This is a genomic window from Pseudomonas sp. GW823-FHT02C05 (assembly GCF_058797595.1).
In genome coordinates this window covers 2,342,456-2,365,001 of sequence record NZ_JBXAJU010000001.1, presented here as the reverse complement: position 1 = coordinate 2,365,001, position 22,546 = coordinate 2,342,456, and the positions used below count along the sequence as shown (strand labels likewise).

The 22,546-nt window shown below is 65.3% G+C and carries 19 protein-coding genes; 14 read left to right on the top strand and 5 right to left on the bottom strand.

Features of this window, described 5'->3' with window-relative positions:
• Nucleotides 1-165 precede the first annotated feature (165 nt).
• The 5 genes from AC1RGE_RS10625 to AC1RGE_RS10605 all read left to right on the top strand — a co-directional run bounded on the left by AC1RGE_RS10625 (nucleotide 166) and on the right by AC1RGE_RS10605 (nucleotide 7,204).
• The gene (locus tag AC1RGE_RS10625; RefSeq protein WP_026020154.1) at nucleotides 166-648 is read left to right on the top strand and encodes a sigma-70 family RNA polymerase sigma factor; all 483 of its coding nucleotides are present in this window, start codon (nucleotides 166-168) and stop codon (nucleotides 646-648) included.
• A 208-nt stretch (nucleotides 649-856) separates the two neighbouring features.
• A complete protein-coding gene (locus tag AC1RGE_RS10620; protein WP_492584182.1) occupies nucleotides 857-2,194 on the top strand; it encodes a lysine N(6)-hydroxylase/L-ornithine N(5)-oxygenase family protein in 1,338 nt (445 codons plus the stop codon).
• Between the two features lie 548 nt (nucleotides 2,195-2,742).
• Nucleotides 2,743-5,508 (top strand): magnesium-translocating P-type ATPase, encoded by a 2,766-nt coding sequence (gene mgtA / locus AC1RGE_RS10615; protein WP_019094664.1) that lies wholly within the window; start codon nucleotides 2,743-2,745, stop codon nucleotides 5,506-5,508.
• 204 nt (nucleotides 5,509-5,712) lie between these two features.
• On the top strand, nucleotides 5,713-6,429 hold the full coding sequence (locus tag AC1RGE_RS10610) for an MgtC/SapB family protein (RefSeq protein WP_015636409.1): 717 nt from the start codon (nucleotides 5,713-5,715) through the stop codon (nucleotides 6,427-6,429).
• 328 nt (nucleotides 6,430-6,757) lie between these two features.
• Nucleotides 6,758-7,204, top strand: a complete 447-nt coding sequence (locus AC1RGE_RS10605; protein WP_123472799.1) for an ANTAR domain-containing protein — start codon at nucleotides 6,758-6,760, stop codon at nucleotides 7,202-7,204.
• Nucleotides 7,205-7,280: 76 nt separating this feature from the next.
• On the opposite strand, the gene dkgB is transcribed toward AC1RGE_RS10605, so the two are convergent.
• Both dkgB and AC1RGE_RS10595 read right to left on the bottom strand, forming a co-directional pair.
• Nucleotides 7,281-8,084: a 2,5-didehydrogluconate reductase DkgB gene (gene dkgB / locus AC1RGE_RS10600; protein WP_492584180.1), complete on the bottom strand. Its 804-nt coding sequence runs from the start codon at nucleotides 8,082-8,084 to the stop codon at nucleotides 7,281-7,283.
• A gap of 221 nt (nucleotides 8,085-8,305) precedes the next feature.
• On the bottom strand, nucleotides 8,306-9,214 hold the full coding sequence (locus tag AC1RGE_RS10595; protein WP_026020155.1) for a LysR substrate-binding domain-containing protein: 909 nt from the start codon (nucleotides 9,212-9,214) through the stop codon (nucleotides 8,306-8,308).
• 97 nt (nucleotides 9,215-9,311) lie between these two features.
• Between AC1RGE_RS10595 and AC1RGE_RS10590 the strand changes: the two genes are divergently transcribed.
• The 3 genes from AC1RGE_RS10590 (at nucleotide 9,312) to AC1RGE_RS10580 (ending at nucleotide 12,536) form a co-directional block, all read left to right on the top strand.
• Nucleotides 9,312-10,187: a pirin family protein gene (locus AC1RGE_RS10590; protein ID WP_011062355.1), complete on the top strand. Its 876-nt coding sequence runs from the start codon at nucleotides 9,312-9,314 to the stop codon at nucleotides 10,185-10,187.
• 146 nt (nucleotides 10,188-10,333) lie between these two features.
• Nucleotides 10,334-10,960 carry an isochorismate family cysteine hydrolase YcaC gene (gene ycaC / locus AC1RGE_RS10585; RefSeq protein ID WP_011062354.1) on the top strand — a complete coding sequence of 209 codons (627 nt, stop codon included), beginning with the start codon at nucleotides 10,334-10,336 and terminating at the stop codon, nucleotides 10,958-10,960.
• A 133-nt stretch (nucleotides 10,961-11,093) separates the two neighbouring features.
• Nucleotides 11,094-12,536 (top strand): mechanosensitive ion channel family protein, encoded by a 1,443-nt coding sequence (locus tag AC1RGE_RS10580; protein ID WP_019094668.1) that lies wholly within the window; start codon nucleotides 11,094-11,096, stop codon nucleotides 12,534-12,536.
• Nucleotides 12,537-12,888: 352 nt separating this feature from the next.
• On the opposite strand, the gene AC1RGE_RS10575 is transcribed toward AC1RGE_RS10580, so the two are convergent.
• Entirely contained in the window at nucleotides 12,889-13,653 is a 765-nt protein-coding gene (locus tag AC1RGE_RS10575) for an AraC family transcriptional regulator (RefSeq protein WP_492584178.1), read from the bottom strand.
• Nucleotides 13,654-13,752: 99 nt separating this feature from the next.
• Between AC1RGE_RS10575 and AC1RGE_RS10570 the strand changes: the two genes are divergently transcribed.
• From AC1RGE_RS10570 to AC1RGE_RS10550, 5 genes are all read left to right on the top strand, one after another.
• Nucleotides 13,753-14,886 (top strand): MFS transporter, encoded by a 1,134-nt coding sequence (locus AC1RGE_RS10570; RefSeq protein ID WP_053159565.1) that lies wholly within the window; start codon nucleotides 13,753-13,755, stop codon nucleotides 14,884-14,886.
• Between the two features lie 149 nt (nucleotides 14,887-15,035).
• Complete coding sequence (locus tag AC1RGE_RS10565) at nucleotides 15,036-16,109, top strand: NAD(P)-dependent alcohol dehydrogenase (protein WP_053152835.1); 1,074 nt, start codon at nucleotides 15,036-15,038, stop codon at nucleotides 16,107-16,109.
• Nucleotides 16,110-16,201: 92 nt separating this feature from the next.
• The gene (locus AC1RGE_RS10560) at nucleotides 16,202-17,113 is read left to right on the top strand and encodes a universal stress protein (RefSeq protein WP_492584176.1); all 912 of its coding nucleotides are present in this window, start codon (nucleotides 16,202-16,204) and stop codon (nucleotides 17,111-17,113) included.
• Nucleotides 17,114-17,368: 255 nt separating this feature from the next.
• A complete protein-coding gene (locus tag AC1RGE_RS10555) occupies nucleotides 17,369-17,497 on the top strand; it encodes a hypothetical protein (RefSeq protein ID WP_492584175.1) in 129 nt (42 codons plus the stop codon).
• Between the two features lie 134 nt (nucleotides 17,498-17,631).
• On the top strand, nucleotides 17,632-18,162 hold the full coding sequence (locus tag AC1RGE_RS10550) for a DUF3087 domain-containing protein (protein ID WP_492584173.1): 531 nt from the start codon (nucleotides 17,632-17,634) through the stop codon (nucleotides 18,160-18,162).
• A 25-nt stretch (nucleotides 18,163-18,187) separates the two neighbouring features.
• On the opposite strand, the gene AC1RGE_RS10545 is transcribed toward AC1RGE_RS10550, so the two are convergent.
• Nucleotides 18,188-20,788, bottom strand: a complete 2,601-nt coding sequence (locus AC1RGE_RS10545; protein ID WP_492584171.1) for a hypothetical protein — start codon at nucleotides 20,786-20,788, stop codon at nucleotides 18,188-18,190.
• Nucleotides 20,789-21,120: 332 nt separating this feature from the next.
• Between AC1RGE_RS10545 and AC1RGE_RS10540 the strand changes: the two genes are divergently transcribed.
• A complete protein-coding gene (locus AC1RGE_RS10540) occupies nucleotides 21,121-21,903 on the top strand; it encodes a sulfite exporter TauE/SafE family protein (RefSeq protein ID WP_011062341.1) in 783 nt (260 codons plus the stop codon).
• A gap of 16 nt (nucleotides 21,904-21,919) precedes the next feature.
• Here the strand turns inward: AC1RGE_RS10540 and AC1RGE_RS10535 are convergent, their stop codons facing one another.
• Nucleotides 21,920-22,540 carry a LysE family translocator gene (locus AC1RGE_RS10535; RefSeq protein WP_103290761.1) on the bottom strand — a complete coding sequence of 207 codons (621 nt, stop codon included), beginning with the start codon at nucleotides 22,538-22,540 and terminating at the stop codon, nucleotides 21,920-21,922.
• Nucleotides 22,541-22,546: the final 6 nt, after the last annotated feature.

The window sequence follows — 22,546 nt, the reverse complement described above, 5'->3', positions numbered from 1 at the left end:
GGAACACTGAAAATAAACCCACCGCGGTGCTGCGCTACTTTAAATCTATATGAGAATTACTATAAATTACGCCGCTACTAAACAGCCATCACGAATTACCGGGTGCAATCGGCCATGGCCGGACTTGCTCAAGGACAGAACCGCCCCAGTGGGCGCTCGGGAGCCCTGTTGGAAAACTACTATCGCGAGCTGATGTGCTTCCTCAACGCCAAGCTGGGCAATCGCCAGGTGGCCGAGGATGTGGTGCATGACGCTTATGTGCGGGTCCTGGAGCGCTCCAGCGATACCCCCATCGAGCAGCCGCGGGCGTTTCTCTATCGCACGGCCCTGAACCTGGTGATCGACGGCCATCGGCGCAATGCCTTGCGCCAGTCCGAGCCCCTGGAGGTGCTGGACAACGAAGAGCGTTACTTCAACCCTTCGCCGCAGACCAGCCTGGATCACGGCCAGCGCCTGGAAATGCTGCAGCGGGCCCTGGCCGAGCTGCCCCGGCTGTGTCGCGAGAGCTTCCTGCTGCGCAAGCTCGAAGGCCTGTCCCACCCGCAGATCGCCGAACAGCTGGGGATTTCCCGCAGCCTGGTGGAGAAACACATCGTCAATGCCATGAAGCATTGCCGGTCGCGCCTGCGCCAGTGGGATGCTCAGTGACGAGCGGTGTTCGTCAACCGGGCAGAGCCCTGCACTGAATCTGACGTACCGGCAGCTTGCTTTTGTCTGAAGGCAACACCACCAGGCGGTTAAATTTTTTTTCATCGTCCTCGTTCCTACTCAACAGACGACCTGCTGGCCTGCATGGGCCGGCGAGGTCACCGGCGTAATTCCCCACGTTGAGGGGCTTCTCCAGAGGACACTGGACATGACACAGGCAATGGCATCGGCCATCGTTCACGATTTGATTGGTATCGGTTTTGGTCCCTCTAACCTGGCGCTGGCCATTGCGCTGGAGGAGCGCGGCCAGGTTCAGGGTCCTCTGGACGTGCTATTTCTCGACAAACAGGCCGATTATCGCTGGCACGGCAATACCCTGGTGGCCCAGAGCGAGTTGCAGATTTCCTTCCTCAAGGACCTGGTCACCCTGCGCAACCCCACCAGCCCCTATTCCTTCGTCAACTACCTCAAGCACCATGGGCGCCTGGTCGACTTCATCAACCTCGGGACCTTCTACCCGTGCCGAATGGAGTTCAACGATTATCTGCGCTGGGTAGCCGCTCAATTCAAGGATCAGAGCCGCTACGACGAAGAGGTCCTGGCTATCGAGCCGCTGTTGCACAACCAGCAGGTCGAGGCGCTGCGGGTCATTTCGCGTAATTCCCAGGGGGAAGAGTTCGCCCGCAGCACCCGCTCGGTGGTGGTCAGCGCAGGTGGCACCCCGCGGATTCCCGATACCTTCAAGGCGCTCAAGGGCGATCGTCGGGTCTTCCATCATTCCCGGTATCTGGAGCGCATGGCTGAACAACCCTGTGTGGCCGGCAAGAAGATGAAGGTCGCGATCATTGGTGGTGGCCAGAGTGCAGCAGAAGCCTTCATTGACCTGAATGACAGCTTCCCTTCGGTACAGGTGGACTTGATTATCCGTGGTTCGGCACTCAAGCCCGCAGACGACAGTCCCTTCGTCAACGAAGTGTTCTCGCCGGAATTCACCGACCTGGTGTTCCAGCAAGCGAGCAGCGAGCGTGAGCGCCTGGTCAACGAGTATCACAACACCAATTACTCGGTGGTGGACATCGACTTGATCGAGCGCATCTACGGAATCTTCTATCGCCAGAAGGTTTCGGGTATCGCCCGCCACGCGTTCCGTACCCTGACCCTGGTGGAAAAAGCCGTCGCTACCGATCACGGCATCGAGCTGGTACTGCGCAATAGCGCCACCGGGGCCTGCACCACTGAACACTATGACGCGGTAGTACTCGCCACTGGCTATGAGCGCCAGATGCACCGTCAATTGCTGGCACCGCTCCAGGAGTACCTGGGTGATTTTGAAGTGGATCGGCACTATCGCGTGATTACCGACGAACGCTGCAAGGCCGGCGTCTACATGCAGGGCTTCAGCCAGGCGAGCCATGGCCTGAGCGACACCTTGCTGTCGGTGCTGCCGATCCGTGCCCAGGAGATTGCCGATTCGCTCTACGAACACGGCAAGAGCCGCGGTCACAGCCGTTCGGTGCGTGACATGCTGCTGGCCACCGCCAGCTGATCGGCGCCACCTCCGTTCTTGCGGACCTCTTCGCCGGCAAGCCGGCTCCTGCCATTCGGGGCTATCCCGGGTGTTTTTTGTAGGAGCCGGCTCGCTGGCGAAGGCATTCCTGAACCTTGGCTGAAGAACTTTTCGATTCCCTCTGCCAGGGTTTCCCTCCGGTTTACTCTGCAAATAGTGCGGCGTAAGCTGCGCGCGTTTTCAATCAGTGGAGGCCCAGTGTGGGTACTTGTTCGAGTGACAGGAGTCGGCCGGTTTCAGTAACCGGCGCAGTCCCGGCAAGATAGCGCGCAGCCTTTTTCCTGCCGCTGTCTCGCCGTCCAGCGAGATGCGGCATCCCGATCGCGAACTTCTATGGTTCGCTTCCCGACGCCACTTCCTGGCGACTTCTATTTCCCCTTCGACCCGGCCGGCTGCCGTGTTGTGGTGGCATCGACGCGCAGGTCCAGGACCTGCGGATCAGGCATGCATGGAGGATTACCCTCCGGCAACGCCCGATCGTACCTGCCTGCGGTTTTCCCTACGCCGTTGCTGCAGGAGTCATCACCATGAAGCTCACCCTGTTGAAAGAGTTCTTTGCCGGCTTCCTGCGGACCCGGCATTTCGCCCGGCACTTCCGCCGCCTGGCACTGCTGGAAAGTTTCAGCGATGCCAGCGTCAGTCGCGACGTGCCGCCGACCCTGGCGCAAACCCTGGTGGCGGCGGCCAACAGCGATGCCGCGCAACTGCTCGACCGGCTCGGCAGCCACACCGACGGCCTGAGCACCGAGGAGGCCGATGCCCTGCGTGAGCGTCACGGCCTCAACGAGGTCGAGCACGAGCAGGCGCTGCCCTGGTGGACCCACCTGTGGCACTGCTACAAGAACCCCTTCAACCTGCTGCTGACCCTGCTGGCGGTGATTTCCTGGCTGACCGAAGACATGAAGGCGGCCACGGTGATCTTCTCCATGGTGGTGCTTTCGACCCTGCTGCGCTTCTGGCAGGAGGCCAAGTCGAACAAGGCCGCCGATGCCCTCAAGGCCATGGTCAGCAACACCGCCACGGTCATGCGCCCAGGGTCGGCGCCCCAGGCCGCGCCGATGCTCGGCCGCCTGCTGGGGGCCGCCGCCGAGGTCAAGGGCGCTCAGCGCATCGAGTTGCCGATCAAGCAACTGGTGCCCGGCGACCTGATCGTGCTCTCGGCCGGCGACATGATTCCCGCCGACTGCCGGGTGCTCAGCGCCAAGGACTTGTTCGTCAGCCAGGCGGCCATGACCGGCGAATCCATGCCGGTGGAGAAATTCCCCCGCCAGCAGGACGCCGACACCAGCAACCCCCTGGACCTGGACAACATCCTGTTCATGGGCACCAACGTGGTCTCCGGTTCCGCCACGGCAGTGATCCTGACCACCGGCAACAGCACCTATTTCGGCGCCCTGGCCCAGCGTGTCAGCGCCACCGACCGCGCGCCCACCTCGTTCCAGAGCGGGGTCAACAAGGTCAGCTGGCTGCTGATCCGCTTCATGTTCGTCATGGCGCCCCTGGTGCTGTTCATCAACGGCTTCACCAAGGGCGACTGGATGGAGGCGCTGCTGTTCGCGCTGTCGATCGCCGTCGGCCTGACCCCGGAAATGCTGCCGATGATCGTCACCTCGACCCTGGCCAAGGGCGCGGTGTTCCTGTCGCGCAAGAAGGTCATCGTCAAGCGCCTGGACGCGATCCAGAACTTCGGCGCCATGGACGTGCTGTGCACCGACAAGACCGGCACCCTGACCCAGGACAAGATCTTCCTGGCGCGGCACGTGGACGTCTGGGGCGAGGATTCCGACGACGTGCTGGAAATGGCCTACCTCAACAGCTACTACCAGACCGGGCTGAAGAACCTGCTGGACGTGGCGGTACTGGAGCACGTCGAAGTGCACCGCGAGCTCAAGGTCGGCACGGCATTCCAGAAGGTCGATGAAATCCCCTTCGATTTCACCCGTCGGCGCATGTCGGTAGTGGTGGCGGAACAGGACCGGCCGCACCTGCTGATCTGCAAGGGGGCGGTGGAGGAAGTGCTGGCGGTGTGCCGCAACGTACGCCATGGCGAAGCCGAGGAAGCCCTGACCGAGAGCCTGCTGGCGCGGATCCGCCAGGTGACCGCCGACCTCAACGAAGAGGGGCTGCGGGTGGTGGCGGTGGCCGCACGGCCGATGATCGACGGGCGCGATACCTACAGCCTGGCGGACGAGTGCGAGCTGACCCTGATCGGCTACGTGGCATTCCTCGACCCGCCCAAGGAAAGCACTGCGCCGGCCCTCAAGGCCCTGGCCGAACATGGCGTTGCGGTGAAAGTGCTGACCGGTGACAACGAACTGGTGACGGCGAAGATCTGCCGCGAAGTGGGCCTGGAGCAGCAGGGCCTGCTGATGGGCAACGACATCGAGCGCATGAGCGACGAGCAACTGGCCCAGGCGGTGGAAACCACCAACGTGTTCGCCAAGCTGACCCCGACCCACAAGGAGCGCATTGTCCGCCTGCTCAAGGCCAACGGCCACGTGGTGGGCTTCATGGGCGACGGCATCAACGACGCCCCGGCGTTGCGCACCGCCGACATCGGCATTTCCGTGGACAGCGCGGTGGACATCGCCAAGGAAGCGGCGGACATCATCCTCCTGGAAAAGAGCCTGATGGTGCTGGAGGAGGGCGTGCTGGAAGGGCGCCGGACGTTCGCCAACATGCTCAAGTACATCAAGATGACCGCCAGCTCGAACTTCGGCAACGTGTTCTCGGTGCTGGTGGCCAGTGCCTTCATTCCGTTCCTGCCGATGCTGCCGATGCACCTGCTGGTGCAGAACCTGCTGTACGACATTTCCCAGATCGCCATTCCCTTCGATAACGTCGATGAGGAAATGCTGAAAAAACCCCAGCGCTGGCAGCCGGCGGATGTGGGGCGGTTCATGCTGTTCTTCGGGCCTATCAGCTCGATCTTCGACATCACCACCTTTGCCCTGATGTGGTACGTGTTCGACGCCAATACCCCGGACCACCAGACGCTGTTCCAGTCCGGCTGGTTCGTGGTGGGGCTGCTGACCCAGACCCTGATCGTGCACATGATCCGCACGCCGAAGATTCCGTTTTTGCAGAGCCGCGCGGCCATGCCGTTGATGGTGATGACTGGCGTCATCATGGCGGTGGGGATCTTCCTGCCGATGGGCCCGCTGGCGCACTACTTCAAGCTGCAGGCGCTGCCGTCGCTGTACTTCGTGTTCCTGCCGCTGATCCTGCTGGCCTACATGGCCCTGACCCAGGCGGTGAAGGGCTTCTACGTGCGGCGCTTCGGCTGGCAGTAATGCTGCCCTGTAGGAGCCAGCTTGCTGGCGAAGGCTTTCTTGCCAGCGAGAGTTACCCCGCGGGCGAAGGCGTCCTCACGGGCCTCTTCGCTGGCAAGCCAGCTCCTACGGTCAGCCTTGCATCACTGCAGGCCATGAGACGTTCATGGACCGCTGCTAGAGTCCTCTGGTGCCATTCATGCCCTTCGCTCAAGGACAGTCGCCATGCAAGCCCTGCACAACATCAACCTGGACTCGCTGATCGATACCCTGGTCAGCCTCAGCGCCGCCTTTATCCTCGGTGGCCTGATCGGCTTCGAACGCCAGTACCGCCAGCGCACCGCGGGTTTGCGCACCAATGTGCTGGTGGCGGTGGGGGCCGCGATCTTCGTCGACATGGCCAACCGCCTGGGGGGCGCCGAAGGGGCGGTGCGGGTGGTGGCCTACGTGGTCTCCGGCATCGGCTTTCTCGGCGCCGGGGTGATCATGCGCGAGGAGGGTAATGTCCGTGGGCTGAATACCGCCGCCACCCTCTGGGCCTCGGCGGCGGTGGGGGCCTGCGCCGGTGCCGACCTGATCCTCGAGGCACTGCTGGGCACCCTGTTCGTGCTGGCCGCCAATACCCTGCTGCGGCCCATCGTCAACAACATCAACCGCCAGCCCCTGGACGTGGTGTCCGCCGAGGTCACCAATATCGTCTACGTGATCGCCCACCGCTCGAAGCAGAAGGCAGTGTTCGCCCTGCTGGAAGCGGAGCTGGCGCGCTGCAACTACCCCGCCAGCGACGTTGATGTGCACGCCTTCGGTACGGAGGATGTGGAGATCGAGGCGACCCTGGCGACCACCTCGGTGGACGGTGACGAACTGGATGCGCTGGTGGCCCGGCTGTCCACATCGCCCTGGGTGCAGCAGGCGTTCTGGAGCCCGAGCACCACCGAATGAGCATTTTTCGCCTCCGCCCAGGGGAGGCATGAGATACGGCTCGGTTTCTCTCGGAAGGGGCTTACCGGACAACAAGACTTTTCCGCGGGCTGGCCCCTGCTAAAAACCGTGGCCGGTGGTTATGGTAGGGCGCGGTTGCACAGCGGGGCTGGAGGACGAGCCGCGAGCGCCAGGCGGCCGGGGTAGAGCGCCGTCCGCCGGGGCGCCCTTGGCAGCGACTTTCAGGTTGTTCCTAGAGCCAACCTCCACGCACTGGCTTAGCCTTCCAGCGGCCCGGGAGTAGGGCCGGTATTCGCAGTGCCGAAGTCTTGTCAGCAGGATCAGAAAAATGTCCAACAGAGCATTGCGCATATTGATTGCCGATGATCAGCACTTTCGTCGCATGCAGATCGAAAGAGCCCTGAATCAACTGAATTATTACCGAGTGGCCCCTGTGCACAGGCTGGAGGAACTGCTGACGCTGGTGGAGTATTCCTGCGAGTCGTTCGACCTGCTGATCATCAACGCCAACCTGGCTGTCCGCAGCGATTTCGACCTGCTGGCTTTCTGCCTGGACCACCCGCATATCGAGCAAGCCCTGATCTACGGCACCCAGCATCTTGCCGCCACTTCCGGCAGCCGATGGTGCAAGGTGCATGTCAGCCCGGCCGAATGGCCGGACAGCGCGGCGATCAAGCGCCTGATGCTATGGGTGGACCCGCCATTGCCCGAGGCCGCCGGGCCTTCCCGGCAGCGGCTGGCGCAATTGCATGGCCATTGGGGCAGCCCGAACTGACCGAGGTTTGCGCACCCCACGCCAAACGGCATCCCGAGGGATGCCGTTTGGCGTTATTGTCAGCGCCGTTCGCGCTTCAGTCCCACTGCGGGGCGATGCCTGCCGGGCTGGTCAGGCGTTGGCCGCGCTCCAGGCCGGCGATGCTCTCAAGCTCCGCGCTGCTCAGGGTCAAGGCGCAGGCTGCGAGGTTGCCTTGCAGGTTGGCCCGGCGGGTGGAGGAGGGGATCACCGCATAGTCCGACTGCATGGCCCAGGCCAGCACCACCTGGGCCGGGGTGGCCTGGCGTGCCTGGGCGATCTGCAGGATCAGTGGGTCCTTGAGCACTTCGCCATAGGCCAGGGTCATGTAGGAGGTGATGTGAATGCCCTGGCTGCGGGCGAATTCCACCACCTTGCGGTTCTGCAGGTAGGGGTGCAATTCCACCTGGTGGCTGGCGATCTGCTCGGCCCCGACGGCATCAATGGCTTGCTGCAGCAAGGCATTGCTGAAGTTGGACACGCCGATCTGCCGGGTCAGGCCCTGGGTCTTGGCTTCCAGCAGGGCCTGCATGAACTCCGCCACCGGCACCTGGTTGTCTGGCGAGGGCCAGTGGATCAGGGTCAGGTCCAGGTAATCGGTGCGCAGCTTGTGCAGGCTTTCCTTGAGGCTGGGGATCAGGCGCTCCCGGGACAGGTTGGCGATCCAGATCTTGCTGGTGATGAACAGCTGGTCGCGGGGAATGCCGCTGGCGGCCACCGCGGCGCCGACATCGGCTTCGTTGTCGTAGATCTGCGCGGTATCGATGGCGCGATAGCCCAGTTCCAGGGCGCTGCTCAGGGAATCGATGAGCACCTGGCCCTGAAGGCGGAAGGTGCCGAGGCCAAAGGCGGGTACAGACATGGGTCACTCCGGGCATTGCAGTGGGATTGGCCGGCAGTATCCGTACCTGCGTTGCTGAGAAAAACCGCCGCCGGCACAAAGGAATATTGCCCCGCGTTCACGAATCCACCTGCCCCTGTAGGAACCCGCTTGCCGGCGAATCGCGCAACCCAGGCACGAACCCCACAGGGAGGCTGCCCAACCGCCACCGCCTGGCCGCTCCAGGCGCTTGCTTCTGAGCCTCAGGCCATGTCGCTGTGGCTGAATTCCTCCCCGAGAAAGTCGATCAGGCTGCGTACCGAAGGCAGCAGCCCTCGGCGCGAGGGGAAGATCGCATGCACGATGCCGCACCTTGGCGCCCAGTCGGGCACCAGTTCCAGCAGTCGCCCGGCTTCCAGGTCTTCACGCACCACCACCTTGGGCAGGTGGGCGATGCCGATGCCCGCCAGCACTGCATGGCGCAGCGCCAGCAGGTCGTCGGTGACCATCCGCGGTCGGTGGCGGATCAGTGCCTCGGCGCCGTCCGGGCCCAGCAATTGCCATTGATATTCACGTTGCGCCGCACCCCAGTGCACGCTCGGCAAACCGCTGAGGTCGGCCGGTGTTGCCGGGCCCGACAGGCGCTGGAGAAAATCCGGGTGGCCCACCAGGCACTGGGTGCTGTTGCCCAGCACCTTCATCACCAGGTCGGTGTTTTCCAGGGGCGGGAAGCGCACCCGCAGGGCGATGTCGAAGCCCTCGTGGATCAGGTCGACCCGGCGGTTGGTGCTCTCGATGAACAGTTCCACCAGGGGGTACTTGAGCATGAAGCGGGTAAGCATCGGCCCCACCCAGGAATTGAGCAGGGCCGTGGGGCAAGCCACGCGTACCAGACCCTGGGGTTCGGAGCGGTTGCGTTCTATGACTTCCGCCGCGCCCTCGGCTTCCACCCGCATGGCCAGGCAGCGCTGGTAGTACTCCTGGCCGATCTCGGTCAGCGAACAGTGGCGGCTGGTGCGATGGATCAGGCGCACTCCAAGGCGTTCCTCCAACTGGGAAATCCGTCGGCTGAGCTTGGACTTGGGCATGTCCAGGGCCCGTCCCGCGGCGGCAAAGCCACGGTGCTCCACCACCTGGGTGAAGTAGTAGAGGGTGTTCAGATCTTCCAAGATCGTTCTCCAGATAGAACGCTAAGGGTGATTTTTGCAGTCTAGCGCGGCAATGGTCTGAGTTTTAAGGTGTGTCCATCAGATAGTTCTGGAGGACGACATGAAAAACATCATCGGCATCTACACCAGTCCACGGCCCCATTGGGTCGGTGACGGCTTCCCGGTCCGTACCCTGTTTTCCTACGACAACCTGGGCCAGCACATCAGCCCGTTCCTGCTGCTGGATCACGCCGGCCCCGCGCAGTTCAGCCCCACCAGCGCCCGGCGCGGCGTCGGCCAGCACCCCCATCGCGGTTTCGAAACCGTAACCATCGTCTATGACGGCGAGGTGGAGCACCGGGATTCCACCGGCAGCGGCGGCAAGATCGGCCCTGGCGATGTGCAGTGGATGACCGCGGCCTCGGGGATCCTCCATGAGGAGTTCCATTCCACGGACTTCGCCCGGCGTGGCGGCAACCTGGAAATGGTCCAGTTGTGGGTCAACCTGCCGGCGAAGGACAAGCTCGCGGCGCCCGGTTACCAGACCATCGTTGCGGCGGACATCCCGCAGGTCCCGCTGCCGGGCAATGCCGGCAGCCTGCGCCTGATCGCCGGCGAGTTCGATGGCCACCGGGGCCCCGCACGGACCTTCACCCCGATCGACGTCTGGGACATCCGCCTGCAAGCCGGCAAGCACCTGGACCTGCCCCTGCATTCGGGGCGTAACAGCGCCCTGGTGGTATTGCGCGGCACGGTGCAGGTCAATGGCCAGGAGCTGGTGCGCGAAGGTCAGCTGGCGCTGCTGGAGCGTGACGGCCAGGACATCAGCCTGGAGGCCAACAACGACGCGATCGTGCTGTTGCTCAGCGGCGAGCCCATCGACGAACCCATCGTCGGCCACGGCCCGTTCGTGATGAACAGCGAAGAAGAGATTCATCAGGCCTTCGTCGATTTCCAATCGGGACGCTTCGGCCAGATGGACGCAACCGGTCACTGACCGGTTGCACTGGCGCGGCGGGCATTGGCCACTAGGCTTTGCCAGTCGCGTGCTACTCCCCGACGCCCGCCGTTACCCCGGCGGAGCGTGCCACGGGTTTCATCCAAGCCGGGTCTTCCGGCATCGATCATTAGCGAGGACTTCACATGACCACTGCATACAAGCGTCTGGACAAGGATAACGCCGCCGTTCTGCTGGTAGACCACCAGGCCGGCCTGCTGTCGCTGGTCCGCGATATCGAGCCCGATCGTTTCAAGAACAATGTGCTGGCCCTGGCCGACCTGGCCAAGTACTTCAAGTTGCCGACCATCCTCACCACCAGTTTCGAAACCGGCCCCAACGGCCCCCTGGTGCCGGAGCTCAAGGCGCTGTTCCCCGATGCGCCGTACATCGCCCGCCCGGGCCAGATCAATGCCTGGGACAACGAGGACTTCGTCAAGGCGATCAAGGCCACCGGCAAGAAGCAACTGATCATCGCCGGCGTGGTTACCGAAGTGTGCGTGGCGTTCCCGGCGCTCTCGGCCCTGGAAGAAGGCTTTGAAGTCTTCGTGGTTACCGACGCTTCCGGCACCTTCAATGCCCTGACTCGCGATTCGGCCTGGAACCGCATGTCCAATGCCGGCGCCCAGTTGATGACCTGGTTCGGCCTGGCCTGCGAGCTGCACCGCGACTGGCGCAACGACATCGAGGGCCTGGGCACCCTGTTCTCCAACCACATCCCCGACTACCGCAACCTGATGACCAGCTACAACACCCTGACCCAGGGCCAGTAATCCCTGAGTCGCGGCGGGCCCTGCGCCCGTCGCCCGATCCCGGCCCGGGGCGCACGCCCCGGGCTTTTCCAGCTATACCTGCTCCTGCGTCTTTCGTGCGATCGTGCCGTCTTCGTCATGCCGGAGTGCCTCGATGTCTTCCCTGTTCAGCGATCATCCGTTGTTGGCCGCGCTGTTCCTGCTGTTCCTGGATATGCTGCTCTGGCGCCTGATCGGCAGCCGTGGCGACTACTGGAAGCTGGCGGTACGGGTGCTGATCTTTTCCCTCTACAGCCTGATGCTGTTCAACCAGGGCATGAACCCGATGCAGGCCGCGCCCTGGCCCGACGACGTGCCCCTGCACCTGGCCGCCACCGGCCTGGAAATTGGCTGGTGGCTGTTTGGCGCGCGGACCCTGACGGTGTTGCTGGGCACCCTGATGATGCAGCGGGTGGGGCATACCGGGCGCCTGCTGCAGGACCTGATGGGCGCGGTGATCTTCCTCATCGCCATCATCGCCGCCCTGGCCTATGTGCTGGAACTGCCGGTCAAGGGCGTGCTGGCCACCTCCGGGGCCTTGGCGATCATCGTCGGCCTGGCGCTGCAAAGCACACTCAGCGACCTGTTTTCCGGGATCGTCCTCAACACCACCAAGCCCTACCAGATCGATGACTGGATCGCCATCGACGGCACCGAGGGGCGGGTGCTGGACATCGACTGGCGCGCCACCCGGCTGCAGACCTCTCAGGGCAGCATGGTGGTGATCCCCAACTCCCTGGCGTCCAAGGCCAAGATCACCAATTTCAGCCGGCCGGTGGATGTTCATGGCCTGTCGGTGAGCGTGCAGGTCAGCCCCCACGCGCGCCCGCAGAAAGTCATCGAGGCCCTGGAACGGGCCACCCTGGGCTGCCGCCTGCTGTTGAGTACCCCGGCGGCCAGCGTGGCGATGAAGAGCACCAGCAGCAGTGGCGCGGAATACGAGATCAGCGGTTTTGTCGCCGACATGGGGCACAAGCGCGAGGTGCGCAACCAGCTGTTCGACCTGGCCTTCCGCCATTTGCAGGCCAGCGGCATCGGCCTGCTGTCCGCCGCCGAGCCGGCCCAGGCGGCGACCCTGTCGCGGCCCCGGGCACTGCTGGACGCATCGAGCATCTTTTCCACCCTGCGCCAGGATGAGAAGGACACCTTCAGCCAGAACATGCACCTGCAGACCTACCGTGCCGGCGAGACCATCCTGGCCCAGGGCGAGGTCAGCGATCACCTGTTCATCATCGAATCCGGGGTGGTTTCGGTGACCATGCAACGCGACGGCAAGCCCTTCGAGGCTGGGCGCATGGGGCCGGGGGAGGTCATCGGCGAAGCCGGCGTGGTGGCCGATCAAGCCACAGTGGCGCAGTTTGCGGCCAAGACCTTCTGCAGCCTCTACCGCATCGACAACGAGTTCCTCAAGCCCTGCCTGGATGCGCGCCACGACATCAACGAGGCCATGAAGAACCTCCTGGATTTTCGCCGGCACATGGCCCAGACCCTGTCCCAGGCTGCGCCCAAGCCAGTGCCCAGGAAGGGTTTCCTGCAATGGCTGCGCAGCCGCACCTGAGGCGCCGGCCACCCCAAGCCCCGGCCCGGCCCTGGCCTGACAATACCCCTGGCATCGCCGCGTCTGCGCGTAGCCGTTCGCCGCCTGCAACAGTGGCTACAAAAATCGCCGATCAGCACTGGCCCTGTAGCCGCTGCTGAGCTTGCGAAGCTGCGCAAAGGCCCGGAGGGCCTTGCCTGGCGATCTCCCGCCCTGCCTCGCCAAGGCGCTGGGCCGCGACGGCATTGGTCTCCTCAAGCTCCCCGATAGCGGTCATGGGCCTGGGTGCGTGCGGCACGTAACGTAGCCCCACCTCGACCCGTGCTGTAGCGGTGGGCTTTCGCCACATCCCCCAGGAATGAAACGTGCGGCCTTACTTGAAATACGCCCGCGGCGTGGTGCCGGTCATGGCCTTGAAGAAGGCGATGAAGATGCTGTCGCTGGCAAAGCCCAGTGCGCAGGCGCTGTAGCCGATGCTGCGGCCTGTGGCGAGCAGTTCGATGGCGCGCATCAGCCGCCACTGCTGGCGCCATTGCTGGTAGCTCAGGCCGGTTTCACGCTGGAAGATCCGGCCGATGGTGCGGCTGCTGGCGCCGACCCGGGTGGCCAGTACCTGCAATTGCGGCGGCAGTTGCTCCAGGTTCGCCAGCAGCGGTTGCAGGCGTTTGTCCCGGGGCAGGGGCAGCGACAGGGGCTGGTGCAGGGCCTGGCGGATTTCCTCGATGCACAGGCCCAGCAGGTGCGGGTAGCGGCCCTGGCTCCAGTCGCAGTCGAAGGCGGCCTGGGCCATGGGTTCCAGCACGGTCTGGAGCAACGGGCTGACTTCGATCACCGCCACTTCGGCCGGCAGGCGCCGGCTCAGTTCGGCGCTGAAGTACAGCGAACGGTAGTCCACGCTCTGCTGCATTTGCGCGCGGTGCGTGACCCCCGGCGGAATCCACGCCGCCCGCGAGGGCGGCAGCAGGCACAGGCGATGGTCCAGGGTGATCCGCGTGCAGCCCTGGCGGGTGTACAGCAATTGCCCGCGGCGGTGGCGGTGCAGGCCGGAGTCGTGGTCGCCGAGGGTCGCGGCGATGCCCAGCAGGGGGGCGTCGAAGCGGTCGGGGTCGAAGAGTGCCTGTGGTTCGAGCCAGGCCATGATTGGCGTACTTCCAATGTTTGTTGGCAGGGTTGCGATAATACGCCAGGCGCCGCTGCCTAGAATCGCCGGCATGTTTTTTTTGCCGAGCACTGCCTGATGAATCCCCGTTCCCTGTTGCCCCTGGCCCTGGCCCTGCTGATGTTCCCGCAGCTCGCCCAGACCCTCTACAGCCCGGCCCTGGCCGATCTTGGCCGGGCCTTTGGCGTGGCCCCCGCGCAAGCGGCCCAGAGTCTTTCGGTGTTTGTCCTGGGGTTTGCCCCGGGGGTGCTGCTGTGGGGGCGCTTGAGCGATCTTTGGGGCCGGCGCCCGGCCTTGCTGGGTGGCCTGACGCTGTACGTCCTGGCCATCGGGCTGCAATTGCAGGTGCAGAGTTTTACCGCGTTGTTGCTGTGCCAGGCCCTCGCCGCCCTGGGCGTGGCGGCGGGCTCGGTGGTGACCCAGACCCTGCTGCGCGACCTGTTTCGCGGCAGTGAACTGGTGCGGGTGTTTTCCCTGGTGGGCATGGTCCTGGCGGCCAGCCCGGCCATTGGCCTGTTCAGTGGCGCCGGGCTGGTGCGGGCCTGGGGCTACCAGGGCGCGCTGGCCGGGTTGCTGGTGCTGGCCCTGGCCTTGCTCGGCTGGTGCGCCCGGGCCTTGCCGGAAACCCGTGCGCCGGCGCCGCACCTGGCGCCCCTGGCCGGGACCTTGTGGCACATGCTCAGGGACCCGGGCATCTGGCGCTCGGCGCTGCTGGTGGCGCTGTTCAATGTGGCCTTGCTCAGCTACTACAGCCTCGGGCCGTTCCTGTTTCGCGACCTGGGGTGGGGCGAGCAGGGCTTTGGTTACAGCGGTGCGGGCCTGGCCCTGGCTTCGGGGCTGGGGGCCTGGCTCAATCGTCGGCTGCTGGGGCGGGGCTGGTCCGGTGACACCCTGCTGCGGCTGGCGGCCCTGGCGGTGACCCTGGGTGGCCTCGGGGTGACAGCGCTTGGGCACAGCCTGTGGTTGCTGCTGCCCATGCTCGGCGTGGTGCTGGGCTTCGGCCTGGCCATCCCCAATATCCTCGGCTCGGCGCTGGCGGCCTACAGCGACCGGCTGGGCAGCGCCGGGGCCGGGTTCGGCCTGTTCTACTACCTGCTGATTGGCGCCGGGTTGCTGCTGGTGGGCTGGGGCCAGGCCCTGGGGCCGACCCTGGGCCTGTGCGGGGTTGCGGCGCTGTTGTTGTGCCTGATGCGGCGCCGGCAGCAGGGCTGAAGGGCGAGTTTGCGACACACGGTCGCCCCAGCGGCCGCCAAGGGGCCATTGTTTGACCATGATCAAGCCCTTCCCCGGGGTATCCGCGCAGTCTGTCAGCAGACCTGCGGATTCGCGCAGACCCCTTCCCGGCAATGGAGATCGGTAACATGGCCAAGATGAAAGCAGCGGTATTCGTGGAGAAGAACCGCATCGTGCTGGAAGACAAGGACATCCCCGAAATCGGTCCGCTGGACGCCCTGGTGCGGATCACCACCACCACCATCTGCGGCACCGACGTGCACATCCTGCGGGGTGAATACCCGGTGGCCAAGGGCCTGACCATCGGCCACGAGCCGGTGGGGGTGATCGAGCGCCTGGGCTCCCAGGTGCGCGGCTTCCACGAGGGCCAGCGAGTGATCGCCGGGGCCATCACCCCCAGCGGCCAGAGCTACGCCTGCCTCTGCGGCTGCGGCTCCCAGGACGGCCCGGACACCCGCCACGGCTTCCGCGCCACGGGCGGCTGGAAGTTCGGCAACACCATCGATGGCTGCCAGGCCGAATACGTGCGTGTGCCGGACGCCCTGGCCAACCTGTGCCCGATCCCCGACGGCCTGAGCGATGAAGAAGTGCTGATGTGCCCGGACATCATGTCCACCGGTTTCTCCGGCGCCGAGCGTGCCGAGGTGAACATCGGCGACAGCGTGGCGGTGTTCGCCCTGGGCCCCATCGGCCTGTGCGCGGTGGCCGGAGCCAGGCTCAAGGGTGCCACCACCATCATTGGCGTCGACACCGTGGCCGCGCGCATGAGCGTGGCGCGCGGGCTGGGGGCGACCCATGTGGTGGACTTCAAGCAGGGCGACGTGGTCAAGCAGATCATGGACCTCACCGACGGTCGCGGGGTCGATGTGTCGATCGAGGCCCTGGGCACCCAGGGCACCTTCGAGTCGGCGCTGCGGGTGCTGCGCCCGGGGGGCAAGCTGTCGAGCCTGGGGGTCTATTCCAGCGACCTGCGCATTCCCCTGGATGCCTATGCCGCCGGCCTGGGCGACCTGAGCATCCTCAGCACCCTGTGCCCGGGCGGCAAGGAACGCATGCGCCGGCTGATGGAGGTGGTCGCCAGTGGCCAGGTGGACCTCAAGCCGCTGGTGACCCACCGCTTCAAGCTCGACGATATCGAGGCCGCCTACGAGCTGTTCGCCAGCCAGCGCGACGGCGTGATGAAGATCGCCATCACCCCATGACCCGTGCCACCGGGCGCCCTTGATACCGATCAAGGCGCCCGGCAGCACGGCATTCCACACTCAAGCTCACGTATCGCCCAAGGAGGAGCACCATGAGCCAGTACCAGCGTCTGTTGCTGATCGCCGATCCACAGCAGCACCAATCCCCCGCGGCGCGCCGTGCCGTTGCCCTGGCCCGGGCCAGCGGCGCGGCGCTGCACGCCCTGGTGTTCGTCGAACCGCCGGCGCGCACCTACCTGTGGGAAGAACACCTGGAAGACAGCGAGCGCGAAGCCTACCTGCAGCGCCACGAGCGCTGGTTGCAGGTGGAAGCGCAGTGGATGGCCGAGGAGGGCGTGCAGGTCACCACCCAGGTGATCTGGAGCACCCAAGTGCTCAAGGACATGCTCGCCTACATCGACGAGTTCCGGCCTGACCTGCTGATCAAGGACGTGACCCTGGAGTCGGCCCTCAAGCGCGTGTTCGTCACCCCGCTGGATTGCCACCTGCTGCGCGAGGCGCCGGTGCCGGTGCACCTGGTCAACGACGCGCCGCACAAGCTGCCCCGGCGGATTGTCGCCGCGGTGGACCCGGCCCAGTCCGACACCCAGATCCGCGGGCTCAATACCCAGATCATCCAGACCGCCCACGCCCTGGCCCTGCAATGCGACGCCCAGTTGCACCTGCTGTACGCCTACGACCTGATGCCGATGCTCGATGGCGTGGCGCCGGTGGCGTCCACCGCCTGGAGCGTCAACTGCCTGGACGAGCTGCGCGACTCCCTGCACAAGGAATTCGAACGCCTGGGGGATGAGCACAACGTGCCCCAGGAATTCCGCCACTTCATCATGGGCCCGCCGGTGCCGGGCATCGCCCAGTTCGTCGACGAATACCTGGTGGACGTGGTGGTGATGGGCACGGTGCACCGCACCGGCTTTGGCCGCTTGATCGGCAGCACCACCGAACGGGCGCTGTACTCGATGCCGGGGAGCATCCTGGCGGTGAAGGTGCAGAGTCAGAACTGAAGTCTTCGTTTTGACCCCACCAGCGGCCAACCTCAGCCCGGGCATTGCCCTGGCTACCGGGCGAGGATGACGGTAGCCAGCGGGGCGCCCGGTGGCGCCCCGCGCCTTCGCGAGTTGCCCGTGATGAAGCGTTATCGGTGCCTCTGGCACCCTGGCTGGGCGCCGTTGCCTGCTTGTTCATGGCCCTGTGGTTTATTTGCGAGGTGGTGATGCTGTATATCGGCTGCCTCAAGCTGACCCGGGCCGCGCAAGGTGATGCTCGACTACCACAACGGCCTGCCGGCCGCGCTACCCAATAGGGTCCACGCCCTGATGGCGGTGCTCGGCCTGGCGGTGGGCGTGCTGGGCTGGCGGCGCCTGGGGCGGTCGTTGCAGCGGCGTTGACGCGGGGGCAGGGGAATACACCGACCTGGATCAGCCTAATGGGATATTTTTCCCGTTTAACCCACCGGCGGCCGGTCCAGCGGTGATAATGCGCGCCAGCCACTCACGTTCAGCCATTGGAGCCCGTCGCGCCCATGTTCGTCATCACCCCGCAGGACCCTGAGACTTACCGTCGGCAAACCCGGCGCAGCACCTTGATCATCGTGCTGGTGTTCATTGCCCTGGCCATGCTGTTTTCCAGCGCGGCGGTGGCGCTGTTCGGCCAGCCCGGCGGGGACAACCTGCTGTGGAACGCGGCAGGTGTATTCACCGGCCTGCTGATCAGCGCGGCGTTGTTGCGCAGTGTGTTCTGGAGCAAGCCGTGGATGGCGGCGGCGGTCTATGGCTGGCGCCTCAAGCGCAGCCTGATGCGGGTGACCAACGTCATGCACCAGGTCACCGCCGGGGTGGCGGCGGGTGATCCTGCGGCCCTCAAGCTGCTGCGCTTCTATCACCTGGGGCTGATCCAGATGCACCAGCTGGACGCCAACTCCAGCGCCCACGGGCAGATGCACGGTGAGGTGGAGCGGCATCTGGCGCTGCTGGCCGAGCATGGCATCGACCCGCACCAGGAACGCCTTGAAGCGCAATGGCTGGAAGCGGTGAAGCGGCACAAGACCCCTTGACCGGCAGGCCCCGGTGCTGCCGGGGCTATTGCAGATACCGCCACAACGCCTGGGCAATCTCGCTGGGCTGGCACTGGGTGCCGAAGACTGCCTGGCCAATGCTCAGGCCCAGTTGCCGGTAACTCTCGAACTGCGCCTCGTCGAAAAACTGATCCACGGTGCTCTGGTTGGGAAAGCCCGGATTGGTCCGGGCGTAGTTCAGCACGTCCGGCGTCAGCCCGGCGATCAGCCGAGGCTTGAGCACCAGGATCCGGCAGTGGGGCGTCTGGCACAGGTCATCGTCACTGCCCGGGGAGTGGGCATGGACGTTGAGCAGCAGGGCGCATTTCTGGTTCTCGGCGCTCGGTGGCTGGCGGAATTCCTCAAGGCTGGCAAACACCGTCTTGAGCTGCGGATGGCTCAGAACCCCCTGGTCTTCGCGGATCTCCAGCGCCTGGTCGATGCGCGCCAGGCGCACCAGGTTGGCCAGGTCGTCGAACTGGTAGTCGGGGTCGCAGCCGGCGTCGCAGGTGACGATCAATTCCACCTTGCGCTCCTTGCGCAGCAGTTCGTAGGTACCGGTGTTTTCGAAGTGCCCGCCGTCTGACAGGTACTGGTAGTCGCGGCGGTAGCCGTGAAAGCGCGCGGTCAGTTCATAGAACAGGTAGGCCTGGGTGCCGTAGCGGGTCCAGGGCTTGAGGTCCCGGGGCACCCAGTGCTGTTGCCCGGGGTCGAGGAAGTGGCTGGGCCACCAGATGCCCAGGCGCACGTTGGCCAGCCCCAGCACCAGCGACATGCCGAGGCTGGTGGCGCGGCCCAGGCCGGTGCTGAAGGCGGCGCCGGAGACGCCGATCCACTGGCCCAGGGTCAGCGGGCTCATGATCTCCGAGGCCGGGCCATGGTCGAGGTCGCGACGATAGGCCGTGCCATCGAGAATGTAGCGTTCTGCCGGGCATTCGGCGCTGGGGGCCGGGCTGTCGGGTGCCCAGTTCGGCGCGATGCACAGCGGCTTGCCCTTGCGGTCGCGCTGCACCAGTTGTTCGGCCGGGTCGACGGTCAGGTTCATGGTGACGTTGATCAAGTGCACCGGGCCGGCACTGGGGCTGGCGTAGTACTGCTGCAGCGACAAGTCGTCGCTGGACATGGGCTCGGCCACGCTCATGTAGGTGCGGCGCTGTGCGGCCGGGCCGTTGAAGCGTCGGCCATTGGAGGCGCCCAGGTAGGCGCGGATCAGCCGCGCCGAGTAGAAGGCCTGCAGCGATGAGGTATTAAGGAAACCGATGAAGCGCCCGCTGATGTGGGTCAGCACGGCCGCCAGCAGGCTCAGCGCCGCCAGCCGCCAGGCCACCGCGTGGTCGCCGGACACCACCCCGCCGTCGTGGGCGATCCACTGCACCAGCAAGCCCCAGCACAGGCACAGCAGGCTCAGCAGCAGGCCGCCGGCAATCAGCGCGAGCACGTCCAGCGGCAGCTTGTGCATCCAGCCCGGCAGGCGTTTTTCATCCTTGAGCAGGGCCAGGCGCCGCACCAGCCACACCAGGCCCACCAGCAACAGCAGGCTGCCCAGGGCCCTCAGGTCGTGCAGGTAGCTGTACAGCGCCTGGGCCGCAGTCACCAGCAGGGCGAGAAAACCCAGCACCGCCACCGCGGCCATCGCCCGGCCCAGGGCGCGGGTGATCTGCACCCGATAGTTGCGCACGCTGTTGGCGCAGGCGTTGTCCTTGGCCGGGTCGCGGTTGTCGGCCAGGCGCCGCACCAGTTGCCGGGTGATCAGCAAGGCGCAGCTGCCCACCAGGGCACAGCCCAGGGTCAGGGCGCCCACTGCCTGCCACTGGGCCAGCCAGTAGGCCAAGGCGCCGCTGAGCCACAGGCCGATGACTATACCGAGCATGATCCGGTACGCCGCGTTGCCCATGCTCGGCGGCCGGTCCAGGTCGCCCTGGGGAATGACCAGCCAGTACGCCACGGCGCAGGGCAGGGCGAACAGCACGCCGGCCATCAGCGGCCAGAGCAGCAGGCTGGCCTGGCTCAGGACCTGGAACAGGCTCAGCAGGCTGAGCAGCAGCACGATGGGCAGGCCGATCATGGCCTGCAGCGACAGCCAGTTGCGCCAGGTCATGGCCAGGGCGTAGAGCATGTCACCGGAGCCGGTGGGGGTCAGGTAGCGGCCGTTTTCCCGCAGCCAGGCCGCGGGGCCCTGGCCCGGTGGCCGGGTGGCGTAGTCGACGCCGGTGCTGATGCGCCCCGGCGGCTCGAAGCGCAGGGCCTGGTAGGCGCTGTGGGCGGCATGGGCCACCGGGTCCTGGGGAGCCTGCGGCTGCAGGCGCCCGGGGAGGAACAGGCTGCTGAAGAAACTGCCGATATAGCCACCGCCGCTGACCGTGGACAGGTAGTCGATGCGCGACAGCAGGCTGTGTTCGCGCGCGCCCGCAGGCTGTGGTTGCGCCACGACGGGGGCCGGAGCCCGGGCCATGGCCTGCAGCACCCCAAGGCCGAAGGTTGCACTGCGAATGCCGCCACCGGACAGTGCCAGCCCCCAGTTGCCCCGGCCGGGTGCGCCGGTTTCGGGGGCTTCCTGTTGCAGGCTCTGGCGCCTGAAGCGGATGCGTTGGTGCTCGATCTGGTACGAGGTGTCGGCAGAGGTCATGGGCCTTCCTTGGAATCGGGTGTGGGGCACGAGCCAGGGGGAGTGCCAGGCCGGGTGCCCCGGCAAGCGTCAGGCAGAATACCGGATGCCGCGGCCCTGATGTGCAGCGCAGAGCGTTCGGCGTCTTTCGGCAAGTGTTTTTTTTAGCCGCGTGCCAGGGGTGCCGGGGCATGTGGCGGCTGCAATTGCGCAGGGGCTTCCATGCGCCTTGTGCATGAAAAAAATGGTCCTGGTTATAACGTTAGATTTTATTCATATAAATGGACATAAGCTTTAGCCGCTATGCTGCCGCCAGTTTTTGACCTGGCCGCGTGATTTGTAGGGCTTTATTGATGGATGTGGGTAACTTCGGTTTTGTAGTCGCGGGCCTGGTAGTGGGTTTCATCGTAGGCATGACGGGTGTGGGGGGCGGTTCGCTGATGACCCCGATCCTGCTCTGGTTCGGCATCAACCCGGCCACGGCCGTGGGCACCGACCTGCTGTACGCGGCCATCACCAAATCCGGTGGGGTGCTGGTGCACCAGAAGAACCGCAACATCGACTGGCGCATCACCGGCTGGCTGACCCTGGGCAGCGTGCCGGCGGTGGCGCTGACCCTGTGGTTCCTGAAGAATCTCGACACCGATCCCCAGGCCCTGAACGCGGTGATCAAGCAGGGGCTGGGGTTCGTCCTGCTGCTCACGGCCCTGGCCATTGTCTTCAAGAAGAAACTCATGGCCTTCGCCCAGCGCCATGGCAGCGACTACCAGCCCAGCCCCGGCGGGCTCAATGGCCTGACCGTGGTCACCGGGGTGATCCTGGGCACCATGGTTGCCTTGACCTCCATCGGCGCCGGTGCACTGGGCACCGTGGCGCTGTTCATCCTCTATCCGTTCCTGGCCACCAAGCGCCTGGTGGGCACTGAAATCGCCCACGCCGTGCCCCTGACCCTGGTGGCAGGCCTGGGCCACGCCAGCATGGGCAACATGGACTGGCACCTGCTGGGTTTCCTGCTGATGGGCTCCTTGCCCGGGATCTGGATCGGCAGCCACATGACCGGGCGCATTTCCGACGAGATCCTGCGCCCGTGCCTGGCGGTCATGCTGTTTTCCATCGGTTACAAGCTGGCCTTCTGAAACCTGGCGCGGCGTTTCAGCTGCGCCGATACAGCGCTAGAAACCCCGCCAGCGCCAGCATCGCCGCACCGCAGCATTGATTGAGCCGGCGCATGCCGCTGGCGGTCAGGAACTTCGCCGCCTGCACGCCACCCGCGGCGTACAGCCCCATCACCAGCACCTCCACCACCGCAGTGACCAGCGCTAGAGTGGCGTACTGGATGAGGACCGGCTGGGCGGGGTCGACGAACTGCGGCAGGAACGCGGTGAAGAACAGCAGCACCTTGGGGTTGGTCATGGCCACCGAGAAGCTGCGCCGGAACACCTCTGCGCGCCGTGACCCGGCCTGCACCTGCTGGGCTCCGAGGGCCTGGGGCGCACTGCGCCAGAGCTGGATGCCGAGCCAGGCCAGGTAGCACACCCCGAGCCATTTCAAGGCCATGAACAACTGCTGCGAGGCCATCAGCATGGCCCCCAGCCCGAGGCCCACGGCAGCGATGATCAGCACATCCGAAAGCGCCGCACCGGCCATGCCTACCGCCACCAGCTGGCGATTGCGCGAGGTGCCGTTGGCCATGGCCAGGAGTGAGGTCGGCCCGGGAATCAGGGCACCGATAAAACAGCTGGAGGTGTAGAGCAGCAAGGTGGTGGTATTCATCGCGCA

Excerpts from the sequence above, each read along its gene's own strand:
- AC1RGE_RS10560 (WP_492584176.1), top strand. The coding sequence starts at position 16,202 with ATGAGCCAGTACCAGCGTCTGTTGCTGATCGCCGATCCACAGCAGCAC.
- mgtA (WP_019094664.1), top strand. The coding sequence starts at position 2,743 with ATGAAGCTCACCCTGTTGAAAGAGTTCTTTGCCGGCTTCCTGCGGACC.
- dkgB (WP_492584180.1), bottom strand. The coding sequence starts at position 8,084 with ATGTCTGTACCCGCCTTTGGCCTCGGCACCTTCCGCCTTCAGGGCCAG.
- AC1RGE_RS10535 (WP_103290761.1), bottom strand. The coding sequence starts at position 22,540 with ATGAATACCACCACCTTGCTGCTCTACACCTCCAGCTGTTTTATCGGT.
- AC1RGE_RS10575 (WP_492584178.1), bottom strand. The coding sequence starts at position 13,653 with ATGGCCTGGCTCGAACCACAGGCACTCTTCGACCCCGACCGCTTCGAC.
- AC1RGE_RS10565 (WP_053152835.1), top strand. The coding sequence starts at position 15,036 with ATGGCCAAGATGAAAGCAGCGGTATTCGTGGAGAAGAACCGCATCGTG.
- AC1RGE_RS10610 (WP_015636409.1), top strand. The coding sequence starts at position 5,713 with ATGCAAGCCCTGCACAACATCAACCTGGACTCGCTGATCGATACCCTG.
- AC1RGE_RS10580 (WP_019094668.1), top strand. The coding sequence starts at position 11,094 with ATGTCTTCCCTGTTCAGCGATCATCCGTTGTTGGCCGCGCTGTTCCTG.
- AC1RGE_RS10555 (WP_492584175.1), top strand. The coding sequence starts at position 17,369 with ATGCTCGACTACCACAACGGCCTGCCGGCCGCGCTACCCAATAGGGTC.
- AC1RGE_RS10545 (WP_492584171.1), bottom strand. The coding sequence starts at position 20,788 with ATGACCTCTGCCGACACCTCGTACCAGATCGAGCACCAACGCATCCGC.
- ycaC (WP_011062354.1), top strand. The coding sequence starts at position 10,334 with ATGACCACTGCATACAAGCGTCTGGACAAGGATAACGCCGCCGTTCTG.
- AC1RGE_RS10540 (WP_011062341.1), top strand. The coding sequence starts at position 21,121 with ATGGATGTGGGTAACTTCGGTTTTGTAGTCGCGGGCCTGGTAGTGGGT.
- AC1RGE_RS10620 (WP_492584182.1), top strand. The coding sequence starts at position 857 with ATGACACAGGCAATGGCATCGGCCATCGTTCACGATTTGATTGGTATC.
- AC1RGE_RS10605 (WP_123472799.1), top strand. The coding sequence starts at position 6,758 with ATGTCCAACAGAGCATTGCGCATATTGATTGCCGATGATCAGCACTTT.
- AC1RGE_RS10550 (WP_492584173.1), top strand. The coding sequence starts at position 17,632 with ATGTTCGTCATCACCCCGCAGGACCCTGAGACTTACCGTCGGCAAACC.
- AC1RGE_RS10590 (WP_011062355.1), top strand. The coding sequence starts at position 9,312 with ATGAAAAACATCATCGGCATCTACACCAGTCCACGGCCCCATTGGGTC.
- AC1RGE_RS10570 (WP_053159565.1), top strand. The coding sequence starts at position 13,753 with ATGAATCCCCGTTCCCTGTTGCCCCTGGCCCTGGCCCTGCTGATGTTC.